The following is a 23,117-nucleotide window of genomic DNA, read 5'->3' as shown; positions in this document are numbered from 1 at the left end:
CGTCCGGCGAGTCCCGCCCGCTACGGTGAGCGGATGGGCAAGGTCACACTGCAGGACGTCGCCGCACACGCCGGCGTCTCGATGAAGACCGTGTCCAACGTCGTCCGCGGCTACCAGCACGTCAGCGACCCGATGCGCAGCCGGGTGCAGGCCGCCATCGACGAGCTGGGCTACCGCCCGAACGTCTCGGGCCGGTCCCTGGCGACCGGACGCTCGAACATGCTCGCCTTCGCGTTCCCCGACCTGCGGCGTCCGTACTTCGCCGAACTCGCCCACGTGTTCTCGCGGGTGTGCGCCGACCGCGGCTACCAGCTCCTGCTCGAGGAGACCGGCGGCGACCCCGACGGTGAACGCTCAGCGGTGCGGGGACGTGAGGCCGGTGTGGTCGACGGGGTCGTGATCCACCCGCAGGTGCTCACACCCGAGGCCATCGACCGGATCCGCGGGGACACCGCCGTGGTGTTCCTCGGCGAGGACGTCCGGCCCCCGCACGCCGACCAGGTCGTCATCGACAACGCCGGGGCCGCCACCGAGGCCGTCGCGCACCTCGTCGCACTCGGCTGCCGCCGCATCGGGTTCTTCGGGCACGAGACCGGCCCGTCGTCGCGCACGTCCGGACTGCGTCTGGACGGCTACCGCGCCGGACTCGTCGCCGCGGGCCTGCCGCTCGACGACGCGTTGCTGGTCCCCCGCGAGGTCGGTGACGCCGCCGGTGCCGAGGTCGCCTTCGGCGCTGCGCTCGACGCCGGACTCCGCGTCGACGGGCTGCTCTGCCGCGACGACCTGGCCGCGCTCGGGGCGCTCCGGGCGATGCGCCTGCGCGGCCTGGACGCCCCCGGCGACGTCGCCGTCGTCGGGTGGGACGCGGTCGGACTCGGGTCGAGCCTGGTGCCGAGCCTGACCTCCGTCGCGCCCGACACGGTCGCCCTCGCCGACACCGCGCTCGACCTGCTGGTCGAGCGGATGGACGGGTCCGACGTGCCCGGCCGGTTGGTCACGGTCGGCCACCGCCTGCTCGTCGGCGAGAGCGCGCCGTACGCGGACGGCACGTCCGACCGGGCGGCGCACCAGGGAGAGTGAACGGCGGACGGGAGGCCCGTGGCGGTGCCGCCACGGGCCTCCAGTCGGATCTTCCCCCGTCGCGTGCCGTCAGCGGCCTGCGAGCGCCGACTCCCCCGGGTGCACGCTGCCGAGCAGCTCGACGACGACGTCCCGCAGGGCGTCGGGCAGCCCGACGGTGCCGAGCTCGACGATGCGGTCCGCACGCGGCAGGTCCTTCGCCACGACCTCCCACGCCTCGAGCTTCTCCGGGTTGCCGGCCTGCGCGCCCTCGAGGACCCGCCGCACGGCCTCCCGCGCGTCGACACCGACGACCGGAGCGCCGACCAGCGCGACCGATCCGCCCGACGCCGAGTCGACGGACAGGTCGACCGAGAACCGGTCGGCCGCGTGTGCCGACGTCGGTTGCCCGTCGGCTGGCGCAGCGAGGAACGTGACCCGCCAGTCGCGGTGGGCGGGGACGACGTCGAGGGTCCCGGTGGTGGCGTGCACCCGGAACTCGGCGTGCTCGGGATCCCAGGTCAGGCGGGTCCGGGCGGTGCGGCTGCCCTCGCCCTCGTGGTCCTCGACCAGGGTGAACTCGCCGGGCGCACCCGGTGCGACGAGGACCTCGAACGCCGTCGGGTTGACGGTGGCGTCGAGCTGGTCGGCCGCCGCGAGCGGCAGGATCCCACCGGCGCGCAGCAGGACCGGCACCGTGTCGAGCGTGCGGTGCAGGTCGACGAACCGGTCGCCTGCGTACACCGTGCCGGTGAAGACGTCGGTCCAGGTGCCGGGCGACAGCCAGGCCCGGGCGACCCCGTGGCGAGTGACCGGGTCGCGCGGCGCCACGATCGGGGCGACGAGCAGCTCCGAACCGAACGCGTAGGTGTTCGGCACCCGGTACGCCTCGTCGCGGCGTGGCTCCAGGTGGTAGAGCGGCCGGACCAGCGCGGTGCCCTCGGCGGTGCCGTGGTTCATGGTGTGCAGGTAGGGCACCAGGCGGTGGCGGAAGCGGAGTGCCTCGCCCATCGCGGCGCGGGCCTCGGCGGGGAACACCCACGGCTCCTTGCGGATGAACGGGTTGTTCGCGGAGTGCAGGCGCATGATCGGCGAGAACACCCCGAACTGCACCCAGCGGGTGGCGAGCTCGTCGTCGCGGACGCCGCGGGTGTGGCCGCCGATGTCGTGGCTCCACCAGGGGTAGCCGATGTTCGCCGCGGTGGCGGTGAACTCGGGCTGGAACGCCAGGGACGCCCACGACACGACAGCGTCGCCGGAGAACCCGACGGCGTACCGGTGGCTGCCGGGGCCGGCGTAGCGCGAGAAGGTCATGCCGTCGACGGGGTCTGCTGTTGCGTCGTCGTCTGGAGCCGTGTCCGCGCCGCCGTCAGGCCTTGCGTCGGCGTCACCCGATGCCGCGTGTCGCGCCGAGTCGAGCAGGTGGAAGTGGTTGAGCAGCCACAGCGGGTCGACCCCGGGCAACCCGGTCTCACGACCCTGCTGCCAGTCGATCCACCAGAAGTCGACGCCCTGCTCCTCGAGCGGGCGGTGCAGCTGTTCGAAGTAGGCCTGCAGGAACCGCCGGTCCGTCGGGTCGAACGCGATCGGCTGCTCGGTCTCCGGGTCGACGCCCATCGCCCGCGCCACCGCGGCGTAGGCGTCCTCGAACGCCCGCACGCCGTCGGCCGGGTGCAGGTTCAGCGTCGTGCGCATCCCCCGGCGGTGGAGCTCTGCGAGGAAGGCTTCGGGGTCCGGGAAGAGCGACGGCTCCCACGAGTACCCCGTCCAGCCGTTGCCGAAGCGCGGCGGGACGGAGTCCACCCGGTGCCAGTCCATGTCGATGACGGCGACCGAGAACGGCAGGTGTTCGTCGGCGAAGCGGTCCAGCAGCTCGAGGTACGAGGTGTCGCTGTACGGGTGGTACCGGCTCCACCAGTTGCCGAGTGCCCACCGCGGCATCCGCGACGGCGGCCCGGAGACGGCGTGGTAGGTGCGGAGCGCAGCGTCGTAGTCGCGGCCGTACGCGAAGACCGTGACGTCGCGGCGCCCGGGGACCCGCGTGCCGATCCAGCCGTCGTCGGCGAACAGGAACGACTCGCTGTCGTCGAGCGCGGTGATGCCGTCGCGGGCCAGGATCCCCGGTTCGAGCGGCATCCGGCCGTCGACGTCGTCGAGGGTCCGGCCGGTGCCGCCGAGGTCGCGCGGCTCCTGCCCCCAGCGCCAGCGGTTGGCGTCCGGGCCGGTGGTCTCGACCACCAGGCCGCTCGGGCTGAAGGGGCGGCCGTCGTAGCGCAGGCGGGCGCGGTCGGTGGTGACGACGATGCCGGCGGCGGTGCCGTCGGTGCCGGTGCCGTCGGCCGCGGCCGTCCGCTCCACGGTGAACGTCGGCACGGGCAGGCGGCGGCGCATCGCGAAGGTCGACGCCCGGTCCTCGAACCCGCCGTCGTCGCTCCACTCGATGCGGAACGCCCCGGCGTCGAGCACGGTGATGCGCCAGTGGTCGCCGGTGACGACGGCTGCGGGGTCGGCGACGGGGTCCGACCCCGGGAACGGACGGATGGTGGGGAGGACCGCGCCGGTGGTGCTGGTGGTGCCGGTGGTGCCGGTGGTGCCGGTGGTGCTGCTGCTCACGTGGTGCCTCTCAGCTCTTGACCGCGCCCTGCGTCACGCCGCTGATGACCCAGCGCTGCGCGAACAGGTAGACGATGATCGTGGGCGCCATCGCCATCAGGTACGAAGCGAAGGCGACGTTGTAGTTGGTGCCGAACTGACTCTGGAAGATGTTCTGCACCACGGGCAGGGTCTGCAACCCCGGATCCGCCGTGATGAGCGACGGCATCATGAAGTCGTTCCACGATGCCAGGAACGCGAAGATGCCGACCGTCGCGTTCATCGGGCCGAGGAGCGGCAGGATGATCCGCCAGAAGATCTGCCACGTGGACGCCCCGTCGATGCGGGCGCTCTCCTCGAGTTCGACCGGGATCGACCGCAGGTACGCCGAGTAGAGCAGCACACTGAACGAGAGTTGGAACATGGCGTGCAGGATCCCGACGCCGATCGGGTTGTCGAGGCCGATCTCGGCGGTCAGCTTGATCTGCGGCAGCGCCACCACCGGGAACGGCAGGAACATCGCCGCGAGCAGGTAGACGAACGAGTACCGGAAGAACCGCTTGTGCCAGTTCCGGACGATCGCGTACGAGGCGAACGAGCTGAGCAGCAGCGTCGCGACGACGGTGAGCGCCGCGACGCCCAGGGACACCGAGAAGGACACCGGGAACCGGGTCAGCTGCCAGGCCTCGGCGAACGAGCCCGGGTTGAACGGGAACGGCAGCGAGAGGGCGTTGCCGTCGACGGACTGCTCGGTCGTCTTGAACGCCATCGAGAGCGTCACGTACAGCGGGATGAGCACGGTCAGCGACGCGAGGCCGAGGACCACGGTCAGCGTCCAGTTCGTGCCGCCCAGTCGTCGGCGGTGGCCGCGGCCAGAGCGACCGCCGCCGCCGGTGGTCACGGCGCGGGTGTCGGTCGGGGGTCGTGTGTCGATGGCGGTCATGCGAGTCGCAGGTTCCTTCCGCGGGTCGCCGCGAGCTGCAGCACGGAGATGAGGACGGTGATGATGAAGAACACGGTCGCGTTCGCCATCTGGTAGGCGTAGTCGCCGCCGGTGAAGCCGCCGAAGATGGTCATCGCGACGCTGCTCGTCGCGCTGCCGGGACCGCCGTTGGTCAGACCGACGATCACGTCGTAGGCGCCGAGGTAGCCCTTCACGCCGAGCACGGTGTTGATGACGATGAAGCCGCCGAGCAGCGGGAGCGTGATCGAGCGGAGCTGCTTCCAGCCGGTCGCACCGTCGAGCGCACTGGCCTCGTACAGCTCCTCGGGGATCGACGTCAGGCCCGCCGTGTAGATGAGGAGCGCGCCGGGCACGGTCTGCCAGGCGGACACGATCACGATCGCGAGCCAGGCGAGGTTCGGGTCGCCGAGGATGCTCTGCTCGAGCGGGCCGAAACCGACGCTCGTGGCCAGGGCCGGCACGGTGTTCGAGAACAGGAAGTTGAACACGTAGGCGACGATGATCCCGGAGATCACCATCGGGATGACGAACACCGACCGCAACCCGGCGGCGAACCGGATCTTCTTCGCCAGCGCGATCGCCAGGGACAGCGCCACGACCTGCGTGACGACGACGGTGACGGCCGCGAAGCCGAGCGTGAAGCCGTACGACGCCAGGATCGCCGGGTCGGAGACGAGCGCCCTGTAGTTCTCGACGCCGATGAAGTCCCACTGCCCGAACCCCAGGTAGTCGGTGAAGCTGTAGAAGACGCCGACGCAGGCGGGGACGACGACGAACGCCGTGAACAGCACGAGGGCCGGCACGAGGAACAGGTAGTACATGCCCTCCGTCCGGTGGAGGGAACCCACACGACGGTGCGTACGGGACGCCGCGGTCGCCGGTCCGGACGTTGCCGGGTCGGTGTCGCGGGAGAGCGGGGTCTGCATGGTCATGGTGACTCCTGTGTCCTGGTCCGGCTCAGACCGTCGCGGAACGGCCGGCGAGCCGCCGCCAGTCCGAGTCGAGCCGCTGCAGCATCGAGGTGAAGTCCCCGCTCCGGATCGCCGACTGCAGGTAGTTGCCGAGCGGGATCGACGTGGGGATGAAGGTGCCGGCGCCCTGGTAGAACGCCGCGTCGTCGACGTACTGCTGCAGGCCGGCGAGGCGCTCGTCCTGCTGCGGCGGTGCGTCGATACGGGGCGAGTACGCCAGGTTGTCGCGGTTGTAGGCGTCGATGACCTCGGGCTGCATGAGGAACTCGACGAGCTCCTTCGCCTGCTCCGGGTGCTCGGACGCCGTGGGGATCCAGAGCCCGAGGTCGATGTTGACGCGCGCCTTGCGGTCGGCCGGGTCGTTCGACACCGGCAGGGCGAAGGTGCCGACGGGCAGCTCGTCGTCGATCAGCGCGATCTGCCCGAGCGCCCACGGGCCCTGCAGGTACATCGCGGCCTCGCCCTTGCCGAACGCCAGGTTGCCGTCGGCGTAGGCCCGGGTGGCGTGGTCGCGGTTGAAGAACGACGAGATGGTCTTCGCGCGCTCCATCGGCACCGCGAAGTCCTTCTCGAACGACACCTCGGAGTCCGGACCGACGTCGGCGCCGAGGGCCTTCATCTTCCGGAAGAACGAGCCGGTGTCGACGAGGCTGCCCACCGAGTAGTCGAACAGGCCCTGCCAGAGCGTCCAGGTGTCCCGGTCGGTGGCGTAGATCGGCGTGATGCCGGCCTCCTGCAGCGTCCGGCAGACCTCGACGAACTCGTCCCACGTCGTCGGGACCGGCAGGTCGTGCTCGGCGAAGATCCGCTTGTTGTAGATCACCCCGGCCGCCGCGAGCGAGTACGGCAGCACGCTCGTGCGGTCCTCGAACTCCGCGTACTGGTTCGTCAGGGTGTCGATGTCGGGTCGGCCCCGCGCTGCCGACGGCAGGTCGCTGAGGTCGCTGAGCACGCCGCGCGAGATGTACCGGGCGAGCTCGAGGTTGTCGTTGAAGCACCCGACGTCCGCCGGTTCGCCGCGGACGAACTGCGGGGCGATGGCCGCCGTGCTGTCGTGCACGACCGACATGCCGGTGTGCTCCCCCTCGAACCTCCGCAGCAGCTTGTCGAAGTACGCGATGACCTCCTGCTTCTGCTCGTAGAAGCGGAGCGTCGTGGCACCACCGGCGGCACGCCCCGGGGTCGCGCACCCGGCGAGCGCCATCGTGCCGAGTGCGATGCCACCGGCCGCGCCCGCGAGGAACCCCCGCCGGCTCACCGCCGCCTGGAGTGTTGCGGTCCTGCTTCCCACCATCGGGTCTCTCCCTCGTTGCGCATCGTCGCGCAGGCTCCTGTTTACAGCGCTGTAAAGCGTACGTCAACGTTGTAATCGCATGTGGCATTGGTCGGTGCGCCCCACGGACGGGAGGCACGGTGCCAGCCCGCCCCGCGCCTCCCGGCCGCCGCGCAGCGCGTCCACTGCCGCGCGCCGCCGCCTGGTGCGAGGCTGCGCACTCCGTGCGGCGCCCGCAGCGCCGCACGGAGTGTGGAACCTCGCACCGGGCACGCCCCGGCACCCTCACGACACGCCTGGGCGAACACACAGGATCGCGAGCAGGCACCATGGAGAGATGGCAAGCACCACTCCTCCCCTGCCCGGACCCGTGACCACGACGCCGCAGTTGCGGCGGTGGGTGTTCTGGCCCGCCGCCGTCATCGTGCTGGGGTTCGTGGCCTTCACCCTGATCTCCCCCTCCACCGCCGAGGCGCTGTTCCTCGGTCTGCAGGACGGCATCGTCAAGAACTTCAGCTGGTACTACGTGCTGATCGCCGCGTTCTTCGTCGGCTTCTCGCTGTTCGTCGGCTTCAGCCGCTTCGGTGACATCAAGCTCGGCAAGGACCAGGACGAGCCCGAGTTCTCGACCGGTTCGTGGTTCGCACTGCTCTTCGCCGCCGGCATGGGCATCGGCCTCGTCTTCTACGGGGTCTCCGAGCCCCTCAGCCACTTCGCTTCCCCGCGCCCCGGCGTCACCGGCACCGAGAAGGAGCTCGCGCAGCAGGCACTGACCCAGACGTTCCTGCACTGGGGCCTGCACGCGTGGGCGATCTACGTCGTCCTCGGCCTGGCCCTGGCGTACGCGATCCACCGCCGGGGTCGTCCGGTGTCGATCCGCTGGGCCCTCGAACCGCTGCTCGGCAACCGCGTGCGCGGCGGCTGGGGCAACCTGATCGACGTGATCGCCCTGGTCGGCACGCTCTTCGGCGTCGCGACCTCGCTCGGCCTCGGCGTCATCCAGATCGGCGCCGGGCTCGAGAGCGCCGGCATCGCCGACAGCAGCATCGTCAGCCAGATCGCCATCATCGCGGTGATCACCGCCGTCACGATCGTCTCGCTCGTCACCGGCGTGACCAAGGGCATGAAGATCCTGTCGAACTTCAACCTGCTGCTCGCCGCTGCGCTACTGCTCTTCGTGCTCATCGTCGGCCCGACGCAGTTCCTGCTCCGCGACTTCGTGCAGTCGATCGGCTCCTACCTGCAGAACATCGTCGGCCTGTCGTTCAACGTCACCGCCCAGCAGGGCGCCGAGGGCGAGGCCTGGCAGGGCGCCTGGACCACCTTCTACTGGGGCTGGTGGATGTCGTGGGCGCCGTTCGTCGGTGTCTTCATCGCCCGCATCTCCAAGGGCCGCACCGTCCGACAGTTCGTGTTCGGCGTCCTGCTGGTGCCGACCGCGCTCACGTTCCTGTGGTTCGCCGTCCTGGGCGGCACCGCGATCCACCGCCAGACCGACGGTTCGGGCGGCCTGATCGGCTCGGACGGCTCGGTCGACATCGAGGGGTCGCTGTTCGCGGTCCTCGGTGACCTCCCCGCCGGCATGGTCCTGACCTACGGCGCGATCCTGCTGATCGGCGTGTTCTTCGTGACCTCGTCGGACTCCGGGTCGCTCGTGATGGCGATGATCGCGTCGGGCGGTGACATCGAGCCGAAGAACTGGCTGCGGGTCTTCTTCGCCGGTGTCGCTGCGCTGCTCGCCGTCGCCCTGCTGCTCAGCGGTGGACTGAACGCGCTGAAGACGGCGGCGATCACGACCGCGCTGCCGTTCAGCATCGTCCTGCTGCTCACCTGTTGGTCGACGATCATCGCCTTCTCCCGCGAGCGCCGTGCCTACGACAAGGCCGAGCGCGAGGTCCTGCTCGAGCACGTCGGCGCCTACTACGGCCTCGAGGTCGAGGCGCCGACCGAACGTCCGGCACGGTCCGGCCTCGGCCGTCCGTGGGCCGCGGTGAAGAACCGCGTCCGCGGCGGTCGCGGAACCACGTCCCCGTCGGTGGAGGCCGGTGCGCTCGAGGACTTCCCCGTGCGGCCGTCGTCGATCTCGGCGGACCCGGCGGTCGACCCGAGCCTCGACGCACGTCCGACGTCGGCCGACGGACCCGCGACGGAGCAGCCCGAGCGCTGACGGGCGGTCGACGCGACCACCTGACGGACGGGAGGCACGGTGCCAGCTGGCACCGTGCCTCCCGTCGTCCGTCAGGTGTCGGTCCGTGCGGACGCCACCTCGAGGGTCACGACGACCGCCACCACGGCGAGCGCCGTGACCGGCAGCGACACCGCCGGCACCGCGATCGACGCGAGGACCACGAGCACCAGGGCCACCACGACCGCGTTGGCCCGGGCCGACAGCGACGGCCGGATCGCGAGCGCCCAGATCGAGAGCACGAACACGGCGACCGGCACCGCGACGGTCGCGGCGACCGAGGCGGACGACAGTGCGACGTGTCCGGCGTCGGCGCTGACCGCGACCTCGATGCCGGCCGGCAGGGCACCGGCGGCGGCGAAGACGAAGTAGTGGCCGTAACCGAACACGAGCGCGGTGGGCAGCGAGCGGATGTGCGCGTGCTGCTCGCGGGAGAAGTAGATCCACCACATGCCGACGGTGATCACGAGCCCGCAGCCGGCGAGCGCCAGCAGGGCTCCGAGGTGCTCGGTGTGCGCGACGGCGTCGATCACCGCGCCGGCCGAGGCCACCAGCCCCTCGCCGAGGACGATGAGGGTGAACAGGGAGAACCGCTCCGCCAGGTGCCGGGTGTGCCACGGGGCCGTCCCCGTCGAGGTCTGCGCCCAGATCGGCACGGCCAGCTCGGCGAGCACGAGGAACGGTGCCGCGTAGGACCAGACGTCGTCGGGCAGGGCCAGGGAGACCACCCAGAGCACCTGCACGACCGTGATGCCGACGGCGTGCAGGGTGGCGGTCCGGCGGTGGCGGGTGGAGGACGCGGCGGCGCGGATCCACTGCCCGACCAGGGCCAGCCGCATGACGACGTAGCCGATGATGCCGATCGTGAAGTCGTTCTCCACCATGGCCGCGTGCACCCCGGCGGCGAGGACGAGCACCCCGGCCATCTGCACGAAGGTCATCACGCGGTAGAGCCAGTCGTCGGTGTCGAACGACGTTGCGAACCACGTGAAGTTCATCCACGCCCACCAGATCGAGAAGAACACCAGCCCGTAGGCCAGGACGGCGGAGGTGACGTGTCCCTCGAGCTCGATCTCGTGCAGGTTCGTCGCGGCGAAGCCCACCGCGACGACGAACACCAGGTCGAACAGGAGCTCGAGGGGGCTCGCCGCCCGGTGTCGCTGGTCGGGGTCGCGCGGCACCATCCGGCGCAGTCCGATGGTCGGCATGGGGCCAACGGTAGGGCCCGGCCCGACGCCGTGCCGACGCGCGTGTGGCGGATCGGTCGAATCCCGTCGGGTCGGGCCGCGTCCGGCCGACGATCCGTCGCAGCGAACCCGTGTTTGCCACACACTTGACCGAACAGCCGACAACCGACGGAGACACGATGTCGCAACCGCTCGAATCGCTCATGCACGCCAACCTGTTCGAGGTGTTCGGGGAACGGGACCCGGAGCGCCGCCGCGCCGCGATCGAGCGGACCTACGCCCCGGACGTCGTGTTCCTGGACCCGGACGAGGTCGTCACCGGGCACGAGGCCCTGCACGCCAAGGCGCAGCGCCTGCTCGACGAGGCTCCCGGGTTCGTGTTCTCGGCGGCCGGCCCGGTCTACGAGAACCACGGGATGGGGTACCTCGCCTGGCACTTCGGCCCCGAGGGAGCACCGCCCGTCGTGTCCGGCATGGACATCTGCTTCATCGAGGGCGATGCCATCGCGAAGGTCTACACGCTGCTGACCGACTGACCGCCACCACCCGCAGCTGGTGGCGATCGTCGGGCGCGAGCGATGCGGTCACCGTGAGCGGCTGACGGACTGGAGGCCCGGTGCCAGCTGGCACCGGGCCTCCCGTCCGCCTGTCGGTACGGTCGAGTCGTTGCCGGATCGAGACACCGGTGCGGCCCGGCGTGCGGCATGGTTGAGCGACCGATGGCGAACAGGACGGAGCGCACGGTGGAACGAGCGGTGGGGTGGGCCACGAACGCGGTGGACGTCCGATGACGAGCACGGGCCCTGCGGCGAGTCCGCGTCCCTGGACGCTGATCGCCGTCGTGGTGCTGGTGGGCTGGTCGATCGTGACGGCACTGCTGTTCCCGGTCACCGGGGTCGACGAGCACGAGGGGCCCGGCGACCAGGTCTGGCGGACCTCGTCGAGCGCGCTCGGCGTGCCGCTCTCACCCGAGTGGGACGTCCTCGTCTGGCTCGCCGCGCTCGCGCTGGTGCCGGTCGTCGTCGTCGGTCTCGCGTTCCTGCTCCGCCGCCGACGACCGCACACCGCGCCCGTCAGTCCGTCGCCGGGTGGCCCTGTCCGCTGAGGTGTGCGCGGAGCACGTCACGGACGCTCGTCCACGACTGCACGCCGTAGCGATCGTTGTCGACGTGGTGCAGCTGGGCCTGCCCGCTGAACATGCTCACGAAGTACTGCATCCCCTGCCATGCCGGGAACGTCTCGTCGGGGTCCTTCGACAGGCGCCGGCCGACGGCGCTCATCGCGGACAGGGTGCCGGTGGTGCCGGCCCACTGCAGCCGGAAGCGCTCCCCCGTCAGCTCGCTCATGGTGCGTGCGACGTCGCGGGCGGTGACCTGGTCGCCCGCCATCTCGATCACCCGCGGAGCATCGTCGTCCAGGGCGGCGAGGGCCGTGACCCGGGCGACGTCGTCCTTCGTGGTGAAGTCGAGCACTTGGTCCGCCGACGACCAGAACAGCACGAGCCGACGGCCGGACAGGATCATCGGGGCCTCGCCGGTCAGCAGGTCGGTGAACATGCCGGTCAGGATCGAGGTCGCCTGCACCGGGGCCGCATCGAGGTCGGCGGCGAACTCGCGCCGCAGCTCGAAGTTGCGGTTGGTGCCCGGTGCGATCCGCCGGTAGTCGGCCGAGTAGTCGGACGGGATGAACCGCCGGACGCCCGCCGCCACGGTCGCGGCGAGCAGCGCGCGCTGGGCGTCGACGATCACCGGACGTGTCCCGCTCACGGCGGAGACCACGACGTCGGCCCCGCTGACGGCCCGGGTCAGGGCGTCGTGGTCGCCGTACTCGGCGGCGACGACGTCGACACGGGCGTCGTCGCCGAAGCGTTCTGCGGCGGTCCTGCTGCCGGGCCGGGTGAGGACCCGGACCTGCACGTCGTGCTGGGTGAGCTCGCGGACGATGCGGTGCCCGAGGTCGCCGGTGGCGCCGGCGACGAGGATGGTGGTGGTCATGGGCGAGGCCTCACTGCAGTGGTGGTCGACGTGGTCGTCGCGGTGCGCCGTCGGGATCGCTCCGGGACGGCGAGGGGGTGTTGGAACGTGGGGTCTGCCTGGTCCGGTCCGGCGGTGCCGAGCCCGGCGGTGAGCGCGACGCGGGCCAGCAGCCGGCGGAGCGTCGTCTGTTCGTCGTCGTCGAGGTGCCGCATGAGCACGCCCTCGGCGCCGCGCAGGGCGGACCGTGTCCGGGCGAGCAGGGCACGGCCGGCGTCGGTGGGGTGGACCTGCCGCACCCGCCGGTCCGTCGGGGCGGGGCGACGTTCGACGAACCCGCCCGCCTCGAGCGCGTCGACGATGTAGGTCATCTGGGTCTTGTCGATCCCGAGGCGCTGCGCGAGTCCGAGTTGCGACGACGGTTCCTCGGTGGTGGTCGCGACGAGCACCTGGTAGCCACGGGGACCACCCGGCACGTCGGCGACCGCCTCACTACCCAGCCGCGTGAAGCCCTGGAGCGCCAGCGGCAGCGCCCACCCGAGTTCGGATTCGATGCCCTCGGCACCCCAGTCGATCTCGGGGAGTGCATCGGTCGGCGTCGGACTGTCCATATCGGAGACCGTACCGGAACAAGATCGTCTTGTGCAAAGATCATCTGCGATCAAGACGGACAGCCGCCCTGACGCCGAGCACCGAGGACCCCATGTCGGACACCGCAGCCATCACCCCGTTCACCCTCGACGTCCCCCAGGCGGAGCTCGACGACCTGGGCCGCCGTCTGCTGGCCACCCGCTGGCCCGATGCCGAGACCGTCGAGGACACCTCGCAGGGACCCCGACTCGAGAAGGTCCGCGCCCTCGTCGAGCACTGGACGACGGAGTACGACTGGCGCCGGACCGAGGCACTGCTGAACACCTGGGGCCAGCACACGACCCGGATCGACGGGCTCGAGGTCCACTTCCTGCACGTCCGGTCCGCCGTCCCCGGTGCCCGCCCGCTCCTGCTCACCCACGGCTGGCCCGGTTCCGTCCTGGAGTTCCGCCACGCGATCGGTCCACTCACCGACCCGGTGACGCACGGCGGCGACGCGGCGGACGCGTTCCACGTCGTGATCCCGAGCCTGCCCGGGTTCGGCTTCTCCGGGAAGCCGACGACCACCGGGTGGAACACCGCCCGGACCGCGAGAGCCTGGTCGGTGCTGATGTCCCGGCTCGGGTACACGGACTGGTTTGCCCAGGGCGGTGACCTCGGCGCCACCGTCACCGCGGAGCTCGCAGCCCTGCAGGACGCCGGGGACATCGGACTCGCGGGGATCCACCTCAACATGGCGCTGTTCATGCCGACGGACGACGAGGCCCGGAACGCGTCCCCCGACGAACAGGTCATGCTGCAGGAGAGCGGCCACTACTGGCAGGAGCTGTCGGCCTACTCGCAGCAGATGTCGACCCGCCCGCAGACCATCGGGTACTCGTTGGCGGACTCCCCCGTCGGGCTGGCGTCGTGGATCTACGCGATGTTCCAGGACGTCGGCGGCTCGCACGACGAACACGGCGATGCGGAGCGGCTCTTCCCGCTCGACGAGATCCTCGACGACGTCATGCTGTACTGGCTACCGAACACCGCCGCGTCCGCGGCGCGCATCTACTGGGAGGCGACCCGCACCGGCTGGGCCACCCCGGGCACCGTCGAGGATCCACTGACCCTGCCCGTCGGCCTGAGCATCATGCCGGGCGAGTACGTCCGCCGGTCGCGCCGCTGGGCAGCGCGCCGGTACACCGACCTGGTGTTCTTCAACGAGGTCGCGCGCGGCGGGCACTTCGCGATGCTCGAACAGCCGGAGCTACTCGTCGACGACGTCCGTGCGACCTTCCGGAACCTGCGCTGATGCCTTGTGGACCGAGAGTAGATACCGCTACTCTCCGATAGTGCGAATATCTGAACTTGCCCGAGCGGCGTCCACGCCGGTCACCGCCGTCAAGTACTACCAACGCGAAGGCCTCCTGCCCCCCGGCGAGAAGTCGGCGCCGAACCAGACCGCCTACGACGACCGGCACGTCGAACGGGTCCGGCTCGTCCGGGCACTCCTGGAGACCGGCGGGCTCTCGGTCGCCGTGACGAAGCAGGTCCTGGCCGTGCTCGACGCCGAGACCGCACCGCTGGCCGAGGTCTTCGCCGTCGCCCAGTACGCCATGACCACCCCGCGCTCCCCCGAGTCCGAGGCGACCCCGGAGGCCCGCGCCCGGATCGAGGAACGGGTGTCGGCCGCCGGCTGGTGCGCGACGTCGGACAACCCGGGACTCGAGACCGCGGCCCGGGCGCTCGACGGGCTGCGCACCATCGGGTTCGACGCTCCGGACGACTACCTCGACGCCTACGTGTCGGCAGCGGCGAGCGCGGCACGTGCTGACGTCGCCGCGCTGCAGGACCGCGACGGCCGGACCGCGATGGCGGAGTTGATGGTGATCGGCACCGTCCTCGGCGATCCGCTCTTCGCAGGACTCCGGCGCCTGGCGCAGCAGGACGCCACCCACGACCTGTTCCCCGTCGCCGACACGGACGAGGCCGGCGCATGACCGCTCCGCTGCACGTCGTCCTGGGCGGCAACGGTGTCGTCGGGCGCGAGACACTCCGTGCACTGCGCGAGCACGACGTCGCCGCCGTGTCCGTCGGCCGGCGCCCGTCGACAACAGCAACGGCAGGCAACAACGAGAGCGAGAGCGGCAACGCCCGCACCGACCACGTCATCGCCGACCTGCTCGACCCCACCGCCGTCCGCCGCGTGCTGCACGGCGCCGACGTCGCGTACCTCGTCGCCGGCCTGCCGTACTCGTCGGGGGTCTGGGCGGACCAGTGGCCGAGGATCGTCGACAACACCGTCGGAGCAGCACTGGCCGAGGGTACCCACCTGGTGTACCTCGACAACGTCTACGCCTACGGCCGCGTGTCCGGGCCGATGACCGAGGCGACCCCGATCAACCCGTCCGGTCGGAAAAGTGCGGTGCGCGCGGCCGCCCTCGAGCGGCTGCGGACCGCGGCCGACCGCGGACTGGCCGTCACCGTCGGGCGGAGCGCCGACTTCACCGGCCCCGGCGCGACGACGAGCGTGTTCAACGGTTTCGTCGTCGACCGGATCGCCGCCGGCAAGCGCCCGACCTGGCTGCTCGACGCCGACCAACCGCACTCCCTCACCGCCACGACCGACATCGGCGACGCACTCGTGACCCTCGGTACCGACGACCGTGCGACGGGCCGGACCTGGCACCTGCCGACCGCTCCAGCGCTGACCGGTCGGCAGTACGTCGAGCTCGCCGGGGTCCCCGCCGCCGACACCGCCGTGATGTCGTCGGCCACGCTGCGCCTCGGTGCACTGTTCGCCACGTCCGCCCGGGAGACGCTCGAGCTGCGGTACCAGTACACCGACCCCTACGTGTTCGACTCGTCGGCGTTCGAGCAGACGTTCGGCGTGCACCCGACCCCCACCGCCGACGTCGTGGCCGCCGCCCTGCTGCACGCCCGGAGCGTGACCCGGTGATCGCCGCCGTCCGTCGAGCGGTCGCGTGGCACCCGGCACTCATGGCCGTGGCCGGCCTGATGGTCGTGTCCACCGCGGTCTGTCTCGTCGGACTCGTCGTGGATCCCCGGACCATCCTCGGGGCACCGGCGTGGATGAAGCCCCTGAAGTTCTCGCTGTCGATCCTGCTCTACGCCGTCACCTGGGCGTGGCTCATCGCCCACCTGCCGAAGTGGCGGACGCTCGCTCGCCGACTCGGCACCGTGGTGGCCATGGCCCTGGTGGTCGAACAGGTGCTCATCGTGTGGGCCGCCGCGACCGGCACGACGAGTCACTTCAACGTGTCGAACAGCGTGCACGTGGTGGTGTGGGCGGTGATGGCGGTGGCGATCACGACGCTCTACCTCTGCACCTTCGTCACCTCGATCGCGCTGTTCTTCCTGCGCCTGCCCACCCCGGCACTGACGGTCGCCGTCCGCGCCGGTGCCGTCATCGCGCTCCTCGGCATCGGGGTCGCGTTCCTGATGACCGGCCCGACCCCCACCCAGCTCACCGCCCCGGACGGGATCGTCGGCGCCCACACGGTGGGGATAGCGGACGGCGGCCCCGGGGTGCCGCTGCTCGGGTGGAGCACCGTCGGCGGTGACTACCGGGTCGCCCACTTCGTCGGCATGCACGCCCTGCAGGTGCTCCCGCTGGTGGCACTCCTCGTCGCCGCCGCCGGTCGGCACTTGCCGTGGCTGGCACACCCGACCACGCAGGTCCGGATCGTGGTCGTCGTCGCGGTCACGTGGGCGGCGGGCACCGTGCTCCTCACCGTGCAGGCCGCGGTCGGACAGTCGGTGGTCCACCCCGCCGGCACGGTGGCCGCGGTGGCGTGGTCACTCGTCGTGCTCGCCGCAACTGCGAGCGCGGCCGTGCTGCTCCGTGCCCGCACCGCTCCGGCAGCGCGACCGCGCTGACGGATCAGCGGGTCCGGAGCCCTCGGGAGACCAGGTCGGCGGCTGCACGGGCTTCCGTCGCCCACCCGGGGCGATCGATCCCGGCCCCGATGCCGTGCAGCAGCATGAGCACCGTCCCGGGGGCGACGTCGGACCGGATCGTCCCGTCACCTGCCGCGCGCGCCATCAGCTCGGCGAGTGTCCGCTCCAGGTCGCCCCCACCCTCGGCCTGCGTGGTGGCGTCGACCACGGCGGCGAGGGTGCGGGCGAGCGCCGCATGGTCGACCACGTACTCCACGAACCCGCGCAGGAAGTCGTCGAGGCTCTCAGCCGCTGGCCGCGTCGAGTCACGAGCACGCTGGCAGAGGACGTCGACCTCGCCCCGGTAGACCGCCGCCGCCAGCGCTTCACGCGTCGGGAAGTGTCGGTAGAGCGTGCCGACACCGACGCCGGCGCGTCCGGCGAAGTCGTCGAAGCGCAGCTGCTCGTCACGCTCGAACGCCGTCCGGGCAGCGGCCACGATCGCGTCGCGGTTCCGACGGGCGTCGGCGCGCATCGGCTTCGCGGCAGGCAGGGGTTCCTCGACCGGCACGGCGCTCCTTGACAAGTGGAAACAATCTCCATATCTTCCAAGTGGAGATCGTCTCCAGACTAGCGGACAGGTGCCTGATGCGGATCCTCATGCTCGGACGGGGCGTCATCGCCACGATCTACGGCCACGCCTTCCAGCGCTCCGGGCACCAGGTCGACCACCTGGTGCGACCCGGGCGCGCTGCCGAGTACGGCGACACCGTGCAGACCGACGTCATCGACGGCCGCCGCGGACCCCTGGGTCGGCGGACCCGATCGACGTCGCCGACGCGACTGGTCGAGTCGATCGACACAGACGACGCGTACGACCTCGTCGTCCTCAGCGTCGGCCACCACCGACTGCAGGAGGCCGTGGCCACCCTGGCACCCCACATCGGTGACGCCACGGTGCTGGTCCTCGGCAACGTGTGGGACGAACCCCTCGCCGCGGTCGCACCGCTCGCCGCGGACCGGGTGCTGTTCGGGTTCCCGGGAGCCGGCGGCGGGTTCGACGCCGACGGGGTCCTGCACGGTGCCGTCCTCCGTTCGGTCCGGCTCGGGACGACGGGCGCGGCTCCGGACCGGCGGGAGCTGGTGCGGTCGGTGTTCCAGCGGGCGGGGTTCACCGTGCAGGACGAGGACGACATCCGCGGATGGCTGTGGCTGCACTTCGTGCTCGACGCCGGCATGCTCGCACAGGCACTGCAGAGCGGTGGCCTGGCGACGATGGTCGGGGATCGGCAGGCGCTCCGCGAGGCGTTCCTGATCGGTCGGGAACTCCTCCCGGTCCTGCAGGCACGGGGCGTCGACCTCTCCCGACACCGCTCCACGACCATGCCCGTCCGGCTGCCGGGGACGACGGCAACGCTCGTCGCCGCGGCCACGGCGCTCGTCCCGATCGCGCGTGCGAGCCTCGCCGCGCACGACGACCCGACCGCCGCCGAACCCCTCGCGGTCCTCGAGGACGTCCGGCGCACCGCCGAGACCCTGGGCATCCCGACCCCGCGCCTCGACCGCGCTGCGCGACGCGTCTGACGGCGGGTGCGGGCCCTGGACCGGACCGCCCACGGCCTGGAGGCCCGGCGCCAGCTGGCACCGTGCCTCCAGGCCGTCACGGCGAGCGTTCCGAACCCGCCCGTTACGCTGTCCCCGTGTCAGAGCCGCGCCGCAGTCCGGGGAACCAAGCTTCACTGCGTGAAGCCAACCGGGGTCGGGTCGTCAGCGCGGTGAAGCGGCACGGCGGGCTGACGCAGGTCGAGCTCGCCGGGGTGACCGGACTCTCCCCCGCGACCGTCTCGAACATCGTCAAGGAACTCGTCGCGACCGGTGCCCTGCACGCGACGCCGAGCACCTCGAGCGGCCGCCGGGCGCTCCGCGTGACCCTGCCGCACGGCCTCGGGCTGGTCGCCGGGGTGCACGTCTCGCCGCGGCACCTGCGGCTGGCGCTGTCGGACCTGAACGGCGCCGTCCTGGCCGAGCGGCACATGCCCCTGGCCCGTGACCACCGCGCCGACGCCGAGCTCGACAAGACCGCGCTGCTCGTGCTGGACATGGTGGAGTCGATCGAGTCGTCGATGGACGAGGTGCTCGCAGTCGGCCTCGCCGTGGCCGCCCCGATCGACGCCCGCACCGGGATGACGGCCCGCGGCGGGATCCTGCGGGGTTGGGACGGCATCGCGCTCGGCCAGTCGCTCGCCCGGCGGATGGACAAGCCCGTGCAGGTCGACAACTCGGCCAACCTCGCCGCCCTGGCGGAACACCGGAGCGGGGCGGCCCGCGGCCGCGACACCGTGGTGACGCTCGACGTCGGCAACGGCATCGGCGCCGGACTCGTGCTGGGCGGGCACCTGTTCCGCGGGCACCACGGCATCGCCGGCGAGTTCGGGCACACCCCCGTCCTGCCGAACGGACCCCTGTGCCGGTGCGGCAACCGTGGGTGCCTCGAGGCGATCGCCGGCGCGCCCGCCGTGCTCGAGGGTGTCCGCGACGAGGTCGGCACCCTGAAGCTGGCGGACCTGATCCTGCGCGCGATGGGCGGCGACCAGGTCTGCATGCGCGCCGTGGCCGACGCCGGGCGGGCGATCGGTTCGGCGGCGGTGGGGCTCTGCAACGTCCTCGACCCGGAGCGGGTGGTGGTCACGGGCGAGTTCGCACGGGCCGGGGAACTCCTGCTCGGCCCGATGCGGCACGCCCTCGAGTCGTCGTTGATCGTCGACGTGGACGGCACGCCGGACGTGGTGCAGGGGCAGCTCGGTGAGAAGGCCTCGGTGACCGGCGCGCTGGCCCTGGCGATCGAAGCCGTGGACGTGACGCGCGCACGATAGGCACGGGCGAGCCGGGGCGCCCCGCGCCCTCCGGATAACGTTTTCGTCACGGCGCGCGGTCCTTGCGTTCAACTCTTGCAGCCAAGAACGCTCGCTGTCACACTCAGGGCACCGCCGATGGGGGCGGTCCACTGTTGGAGGACGTTTCAATGAAGAAATCCACCACACGAGCGATGCTGGGCGTCAGCGCCCTGCTGCTCGCGATCACCACCCTGGCGGGCTGTTCCAACGGCGCGGACGCCGGGACCGGTTCCGGCGGAGGCGGCGGGGACGCGTCGAAGGCCAAGATCGGCCTGCTCCTGCCCGACTCCGTCACCGCCCGCTACGCCAGCGCCGACCGCCCGCTCTTCACCGCCGAGGTGAAGAAGCAGTGCAGCGGCTGCTCGGTCATCTACGCGAACGCCGACGGCGACGCGTCGAAGCAGCTGCAGCAGGCCCAGTCGATGCTCACGCAGGGCGTCAAGGTCCTGGTCCTCGACCCGTTCGACGGCGAGGCCGCAGCATCCATCGTCCAGCAGGCGAAGGCCAAGAAGGTGCCGGTGATCTCCTACGACCGGCTCATCAACAGCCCCGACCTGAGCTACTACATCTCGTTCGACAACGAGAAGGTCGGTGAGCTGCAGGGCCAGGCCCTGGTCGACGCCCTCAAGGCGAAGAAGGTCCCGGAGGGCTCGGGCATCATCATGGTGAACGGGTCCCCCACCGACAACAACGCCTCGCAGTTCAAGAAGGGCGCGCACTCGGTCATCGACGACAGCGGCTACAAGGTGCTCGCCGAGTACGACACACCCGGATGGGACCCGGCCAAGGCGCAGGACTGGGCAGCCGGTCAGATCAGCAAGCTCGGCAAGGACAAGATCACCGGCGTCTACGCGGCGAATGACGACACCGGCGGCGGCGTCATCGCGGCCCTGAAGTCGGCCGGTGTCACCGAGCTCCCGCCCGTCACCGGGCAGGACGCCTCACTCGCGGGCATCCAGCGGATCCTCGCCGGTGAGCAGTACATGACCGTCTACAAGGCCTTCAAGCCCGAGGCGTCGAAGGCCGCCGACCTGGCGATCCAGTTCGCGAAGGGTGAGACGCCGAAGGGCGACACCACCGTCGACACCGCCGGGGGCGCGAGCGTCCAGTCGACGCTGCTCGACCCGGTCGCCGTCACCGCGGACAACGTCCAGTCGACGGTCGTCAAGGACGGCCTGTACGAGGTGTCGAAGATCTGCACCGCGCAGTACAAGGCAGCCTGCGACAGCGCCGGCATCAAGTAGGTCCGACCCCCTCTGCCCGCCCGGTCCGACTGCGGACCGGGCGGGCCTCACCGATCGAGGACGACACCCGTGAGCACGACACCCGTGAGCAACGCGTCACCAGCAGCACACCCCTCCGCCGACCCGGTGATGTCCCTGCGCGGGATCACCAAGCGGTTCGGCGCCGTCCAGGCCCTCAGCGACATCGACTTCGACGTCTACCCGGGCGAGGTGGTCGCCATCGTCGGCGACAACGGCGCCGGCAAGTCGACGTTCGTGAAGATCCTCGCCGGGGTCTACACGCCCGACGGCGGCACGATCACCTTCGGCGGCGACGAGGTCACGGTCCCGAACCCCGCGGCGGCCCAGACCCTCGGCATCGCCACGGTGTTCCAGGACCTCGCCCTCGCCGACAACCTCGACGTGGTCTCGAACCTGTTCCTCGGGCGCGAGATCGCCCACCCGTTCCTCGACGAGGAGGAGATGGAGCGCCGATCGTGGGAGCTCCTCCAGCAGCTCGCCGCCCGGATCCCGTCGGTTCGCATCCCGATCGCGTCGCTGTCCGGTGGGCAGCGGCAGACCGTGGCGATCGCCCGCTCGCTGATCGGTGACCCGCAGGTGGTCGTCCTCGACGAGCCCACCGCCGCACTCGGTGTCGCACAGACCGCCGAGGTCCTGAACCTCGTCGAACGCCTGCGCGAGCGCGGACTCGGCGTCGTCCTCATCAGCCACAACCTCGCGGACGTGCAGGCCGTCGCCGACCGGGTCGCGGTCCTGCGACTCGGCCGCAACAACGGAACCTTCCGCATCGACGACGTCTCCTACGAGGAGATCATCGCGGCCATCACCGGCGCCACCGACAACGCCGTCACCCGTCGCGCCGCCGCCCGCACCGAGCAGGAGACCTCCGCATGAGCAAGACCGACGAGACCCTCACCGCAGCGACCCCGACGCCCTCGGCCGCGGACCTGCAGGACGAGCGGCTCCTGCGTGACGCCGGGCTCGGCGGCGCGGCGAAGGCGTTCGTCCGACGGGTCCGCGGCGGTGACATCGGCTCGCTGCCGGTGGTCGTCGGGCTCATCGTCATCTGGGCGGTGTTCCAGGCGCTCTCCCCCGACTTCCTGTCCCCGGGCAACCTGGTCAACCTCGCCCTGCAGTGCGCCGCGGTCGGCACCATCGCGATCGGCATCGTGCTCGTGCTGCTGCTCGGCGAGATCGACCTGTCCGTCGGCAGCGTCAGCGGGCTCTCCGCCGCGATCCTCGGCCAGGGGCTCACGACGCTCGGCTGGCCGCTGTGGCTCGTGCTCACCGTCGCCCTGGCCGTCGGTGCCGCCGCCGGCCTGCTCTACGGCCTGCTGTTCACCCGCTTCGGGGTGCCGAGCTTCGTCATCACACTCGCCGGTCTGCTCGGGTTCCTCGGGCTGCAGCTGCTCATCCTCGGGCCGAACGGCTCGATCAACCTGCCGTACGACTCACCGATCGTGCAGTTCGCCTCGGCCTCGTACCTGCCGCCGTGGCTCGCGTACCTGCTGGCCGTCCTGGCCGCCGGAGGACTCTTCTTCACCGAGGTCCGTCGCGCTGCCCGCCGCCGCCGTGCCGGGCTGTCGACCGGAGCGATGTCGCTGACCATCGTCAAGGCCGTCGCCCTGTTCCTCGGCCTCGCGCTGATGGTCTGGTACCTGTCGCGCGACTTCGGCACCGGCACCTCGTTCGTGTTCTTCGTCGTGCTGGTCGTGCTGATGAACTTCGTGCTGAAGCGCACCCGCTGGGGCCGCTCGGTCTTCGCGGTCGGCGGCAACGTCGAGGCCGCACGGCGCTCCGGCATCCGGGTGAACCGCATCTACATCTCGGTGTTCATGCTGACCTCGCTCTTCGCCACCGTCGGCGGCATCCTCGCCGCGGCCCGCCTCAACTCCGCGAGCCTGTCGTCCGGCGCCGGTGACACGAACCTCAACGCGATCGCCGCAGCCGTCATCGGCGGGACCAGCCTGTTCGGTGGCCGCGGCAGCGCCTGGTCGGCGCTGCTCGGCATCATCGTGATCCAGTCGATCTCGAACGGGCTCACCCTGCTGAGCCTCGACTCGTCGATCCGCTACATGATCACCGGCGCGGTCCTGCTGCTGGCCGTCATCATCGACTCGCTCTCGCGGCGCAGCCGCGCCAGTCACGGCGCGGCCTGAGCGGGGCCCCGGACCCCGCCACGCGGACGGACGGGAGGCACGGTGCCAGCTGGCACCGTGCCTCCCGTCCGTCTCGGCGCGCGTCTCGGATCCGGAAGACGCCGTCGTGTTCTCCCGACGCCGCCCCGTGTGCGAGACGCCTC

21 protein-coding genes are annotated in these 23,117 nt (G+C 71.3%); 13 read left to right on the top strand and 8 right to left on the bottom strand.

Going from position 1 to position 23,117, the window contains the following annotated elements:
- The first annotated feature begins 33 nt into the window (after positions 1–33).
- Positions 34–1,080, top strand: coding sequence for a LacI family DNA-binding transcriptional regulator (locus FFG40_RS09195; RefSeq protein WP_081827195.1), 1,047 nt, complete (start codon positions 34–36; stop codon positions 1,078–1,080).
- Positions 1,081–1,149: 69 nt separating this feature from the next.
- Here the strand turns inward: FFG40_RS09195 and FFG40_RS09190 are convergent, their stop codons facing one another.
- From FFG40_RS09190 to FFG40_RS09175, 4 genes are read right to left on the bottom strand one after another with little or no spacing between them, the layout of a single operon-like run.
- Complete coding sequence (locus FFG40_RS09190; RefSeq protein ID WP_138802963.1) at positions 1,150–3,672, bottom strand: TIM-barrel domain-containing protein; 2,523 nt, start codon at positions 3,670–3,672, stop codon at positions 1,150–1,152.
- A 10-nt stretch (positions 3,673–3,682) separates the two neighbouring features.
- Complete coding sequence (locus FFG40_RS09185) at positions 3,683–4,594, bottom strand: carbohydrate ABC transporter permease (RefSeq protein ID WP_111024510.1); 912 nt, start codon at positions 4,592–4,594, stop codon at positions 3,683–3,685.
- Positions 4,591–5,547, bottom strand: coding sequence for a carbohydrate ABC transporter permease (locus FFG40_RS09180; protein WP_138802962.1), 957 nt, complete (start codon positions 5,545–5,547; stop codon positions 4,591–4,593). Before FFG40_RS09180 ends, FFG40_RS09185 begins: the two co-directional genes overlap by 4 nt.
- Positions 5,548–5,572: 25 nt before the next feature.
- Positions 5,573–6,844: an ABC transporter substrate-binding protein gene (locus FFG40_RS09175; RefSeq protein WP_138802961.1), complete on the bottom strand. Its 1,272-nt coding sequence runs from the start codon at positions 6,842–6,844 to the stop codon at positions 5,573–5,575.
- A 352-nt stretch (positions 6,845–7,196) separates the two neighbouring features.
- Here FFG40_RS09175 and FFG40_RS09170 point away from each other — a divergent pair, with 352 nt between their 5' ends.
- Positions 7,197–9,026 (top strand): BCCT family transporter, encoded by a 1,830-nt coding sequence (locus FFG40_RS09170; RefSeq protein ID WP_260678843.1) that lies wholly within the window; start codon positions 7,197–7,199, stop codon positions 9,024–9,026.
- A 71-nt stretch (positions 9,027–9,097) separates the two neighbouring features.
- Here the strand turns inward: FFG40_RS09170 and FFG40_RS09165 are convergent, their stop codons facing one another.
- On the bottom strand, positions 9,098–10,252 hold the full coding sequence (locus FFG40_RS09165) for a low temperature requirement protein A (protein WP_185974147.1): 1,155 nt from the start codon (positions 10,250–10,252) through the stop codon (positions 9,098–9,100).
- Between the two features lie 158 nt (positions 10,253–10,410).
- Here FFG40_RS09165 and FFG40_RS09160 point away from each other — a divergent pair, with 158 nt between their 5' ends.
- Both FFG40_RS09160 and FFG40_RS09155 read left to right on the top strand, forming a co-directional pair.
- The gene (locus tag FFG40_RS09160; RefSeq protein WP_260678842.1) at positions 10,411–10,767 is read left to right on the top strand and encodes a nuclear transport factor 2 family protein; all 357 of its coding nucleotides are present in this window, start codon (positions 10,411–10,413) and stop codon (positions 10,765–10,767) included.
- A 251-nt stretch (positions 10,768–11,018) separates the two neighbouring features.
- Positions 11,019–11,336, top strand: a complete 318-nt coding sequence (locus FFG40_RS09155; RefSeq protein WP_138802960.1) for a hypothetical protein — start codon at positions 11,019–11,021, stop codon at positions 11,334–11,336.
- On the opposite strand, the gene FFG40_RS09150 is transcribed toward FFG40_RS09155, so the two are convergent.
- A complete protein-coding gene (locus tag FFG40_RS09150; protein ID WP_138802959.1) occupies positions 11,305–12,225 on the bottom strand; it encodes an NmrA family NAD(P)-binding protein in 921 nt (306 codons plus the stop codon). The two genes, FFG40_RS09155 and FFG40_RS09150, sit on opposite strands and share 32 nt — an antisense overlap.
- On the bottom strand, positions 12,222–12,815 hold the full coding sequence (locus tag FFG40_RS09145; RefSeq protein ID WP_071404274.1) for a MarR family winged helix-turn-helix transcriptional regulator: 594 nt from the start codon (positions 12,813–12,815) through the stop codon (positions 12,222–12,224). Before FFG40_RS09145 ends, FFG40_RS09150 begins: the two co-directional genes overlap by 4 nt.
- Positions 12,816–12,907: 92 nt before the next feature.
- Between FFG40_RS09145 and FFG40_RS09140 the strand changes: the two genes are divergently transcribed.
- From FFG40_RS09140 to FFG40_RS09125, 4 genes are read left to right on the top strand one after another with little or no spacing between them, the layout of a single operon-like run.
- The gene (locus FFG40_RS09140; RefSeq protein ID WP_138802958.1) at positions 12,908–14,089 is read left to right on the top strand and encodes an epoxide hydrolase family protein; all 1,182 of its coding nucleotides are present in this window, start codon (positions 12,908–12,910) and stop codon (positions 14,087–14,089) included.
- 40 nt (positions 14,090–14,129) lie between these two features.
- Positions 14,130–14,777: a MerR family transcriptional regulator gene (locus FFG40_RS09135; protein ID WP_138802957.1), complete on the top strand. Its 648-nt coding sequence runs from the start codon at positions 14,130–14,132 to the stop codon at positions 14,775–14,777.
- The gene (locus FFG40_RS09130; protein WP_138802956.1) at positions 14,774–15,736 is read left to right on the top strand and encodes an NAD-dependent epimerase/dehydratase family protein; all 963 of its coding nucleotides are present in this window, start codon (positions 14,774–14,776) and stop codon (positions 15,734–15,736) included. The genes FFG40_RS09135 and FFG40_RS09130 overlap by 4 nt, the downstream gene beginning before the upstream one ends.
- Complete coding sequence (locus tag FFG40_RS09125) at positions 15,733–16,677, top strand: hypothetical protein (RefSeq protein WP_260678841.1); 945 nt, start codon at positions 15,733–15,735, stop codon at positions 16,675–16,677. The genes FFG40_RS09130 and FFG40_RS09125 overlap by 4 nt, the downstream gene beginning before the upstream one ends.
- Positions 16,678–16,681: 4 nt before the next feature.
- Here FFG40_RS09125 and FFG40_RS09120 read toward each other — a convergent pair whose 3' ends face one another.
- The gene (locus FFG40_RS09120; protein ID WP_138802955.1) at positions 16,682–17,248 is read right to left on the bottom strand and encodes a TetR/AcrR family transcriptional regulator; all 567 of its coding nucleotides are present in this window, start codon (positions 17,246–17,248) and stop codon (positions 16,682–16,684) included.
- 77 nt (positions 17,249–17,325) lie between these two features.
- Here FFG40_RS09120 and FFG40_RS09115 point away from each other — a divergent pair, with 77 nt between their 5' ends.
- The 5 genes from FFG40_RS09115 (at position 17,326) to FFG40_RS09095 (ending at position 22,974) form a co-directional block, all read left to right on the top strand.
- Entirely contained in the window at positions 17,326–18,261 is a 936-nt protein-coding gene (locus FFG40_RS09115) for a ketopantoate reductase family protein (RefSeq protein ID WP_138802954.1), read from the top strand.
- Between the two features lie 116 nt (positions 18,262–18,377).
- Positions 18,378–19,550, top strand: a complete 1,173-nt coding sequence (locus tag FFG40_RS09110) for an ROK family transcriptional regulator (RefSeq protein ID WP_071246751.1) — start codon at positions 18,378–18,380, stop codon at positions 19,548–19,550.
- A gap of 149 nt (positions 19,551–19,699) precedes the next feature.
- On the top strand, positions 19,700–20,815 hold the full coding sequence (locus tag FFG40_RS09105; RefSeq protein ID WP_138802953.1) for a sugar ABC transporter substrate-binding protein: 1,116 nt from the start codon (positions 19,700–19,702) through the stop codon (positions 20,813–20,815).
- 129 nt (positions 20,816–20,944) lie between these two features.
- On the top strand, positions 20,945–21,709 hold the full coding sequence (locus FFG40_RS09100; protein WP_111038920.1) for an ATP-binding cassette domain-containing protein: 765 nt from the start codon (positions 20,945–20,947) through the stop codon (positions 21,707–21,709).
- Positions 21,706–22,974: a sugar ABC transporter permease gene (locus FFG40_RS09095; RefSeq protein ID WP_138802952.1), complete on the top strand. Its 1,269-nt coding sequence runs from the start codon at positions 21,706–21,708 to the stop codon at positions 22,972–22,974. The genes FFG40_RS09100 and FFG40_RS09095 overlap by 4 nt, the downstream gene beginning before the upstream one ends.
- Positions 22,975–23,117 lie beyond the last annotated feature (143 nt).

Source organism: Curtobacterium sp. KBS0715, from assembly GCF_005938005.2.
Classification (GTDB): Bacteria; Actinomycetota; Actinomycetes; order Actinomycetales; family Microbacteriaceae; genus Curtobacterium; species Curtobacterium flaccumfaciens.
This window is presented reverse-complemented; position numbering and strand designations above follow the sequence as displayed.

Bases quoted from the DNA above. Each gene is read 5' to 3' on its own strand.
- FFG40_RS09150 (WP_138802959.1), bottom strand. From the start codon at position 12,225: ATGACCACCACCATCCTCGTCGCCGGCGCCACCGGCGACCTCGGGCAC.
- FFG40_RS09095 (WP_138802952.1), top strand. From the start codon at position 21,706: ATGAGCAAGACCGACGAGACCCTCACCGCAGCGACCCCGACGCCCTCG.
- FFG40_RS09105 (WP_138802953.1), top strand. From the start codon at position 19,700: ATGAAGAAATCCACCACACGAGCGATGCTGGGCGTCAGCGCCCTGCTG.
- FFG40_RS09100 (WP_111038920.1), top strand. From the start codon at position 20,945: ATGTCCCTGCGCGGGATCACCAAGCGGTTCGGCGCCGTCCAGGCCCTC.
- FFG40_RS09165 (WP_185974147.1), bottom strand. From the start codon at position 10,252: ATGCCGACCATCGGACTGCGCCGGATGGTGCCGCGCGACCCCGACCAG.
- FFG40_RS09160 (WP_260678842.1), top strand. From the start codon at position 10,411: ATGTCGCAACCGCTCGAATCGCTCATGCACGCCAACCTGTTCGAGGTG.
- FFG40_RS09140 (WP_138802958.1), top strand. From the start codon at position 12,908: ATGTCGGACACCGCAGCCATCACCCCGTTCACCCTCGACGTCCCCCAG.
- FFG40_RS09185 (WP_111024510.1), bottom strand. From the start codon at position 4,594: ATGACCGCCATCGACACACGACCCCCGACCGACACCCGCGCCGTGACC.
- FFG40_RS09180 (WP_138802962.1), bottom strand. From the start codon at position 5,547: ATGACCATGCAGACCCCGCTCTCCCGCGACACCGACCCGGCAACGTCC.
- FFG40_RS09155 (WP_138802960.1), top strand. From the start codon at position 11,019: ATGACGAGCACGGGCCCTGCGGCGAGTCCGCGTCCCTGGACGCTGATC.
- FFG40_RS09115 (WP_138802954.1), top strand. From the start codon at position 17,326: ATGCGGATCCTCATGCTCGGACGGGGCGTCATCGCCACGATCTACGGC.
- FFG40_RS09130 (WP_138802956.1), top strand. From the start codon at position 14,774: ATGACCGCTCCGCTGCACGTCGTCCTGGGCGGCAACGGTGTCGTCGGG.
- FFG40_RS09145 (WP_071404274.1), bottom strand. From the start codon at position 12,815: ATGGACAGTCCGACGCCGACCGATGCACTCCCCGAGATCGACTGGGGT.
- FFG40_RS09195 (WP_081827195.1), top strand. From the start codon at position 34: ATGGGCAAGGTCACACTGCAGGACGTCGCCGCACACGCCGGCGTCTCG.
- FFG40_RS09170 (WP_260678843.1), top strand. From the start codon at position 7,197: ATGGCAAGCACCACTCCTCCCCTGCCCGGACCCGTGACCACGACGCCG.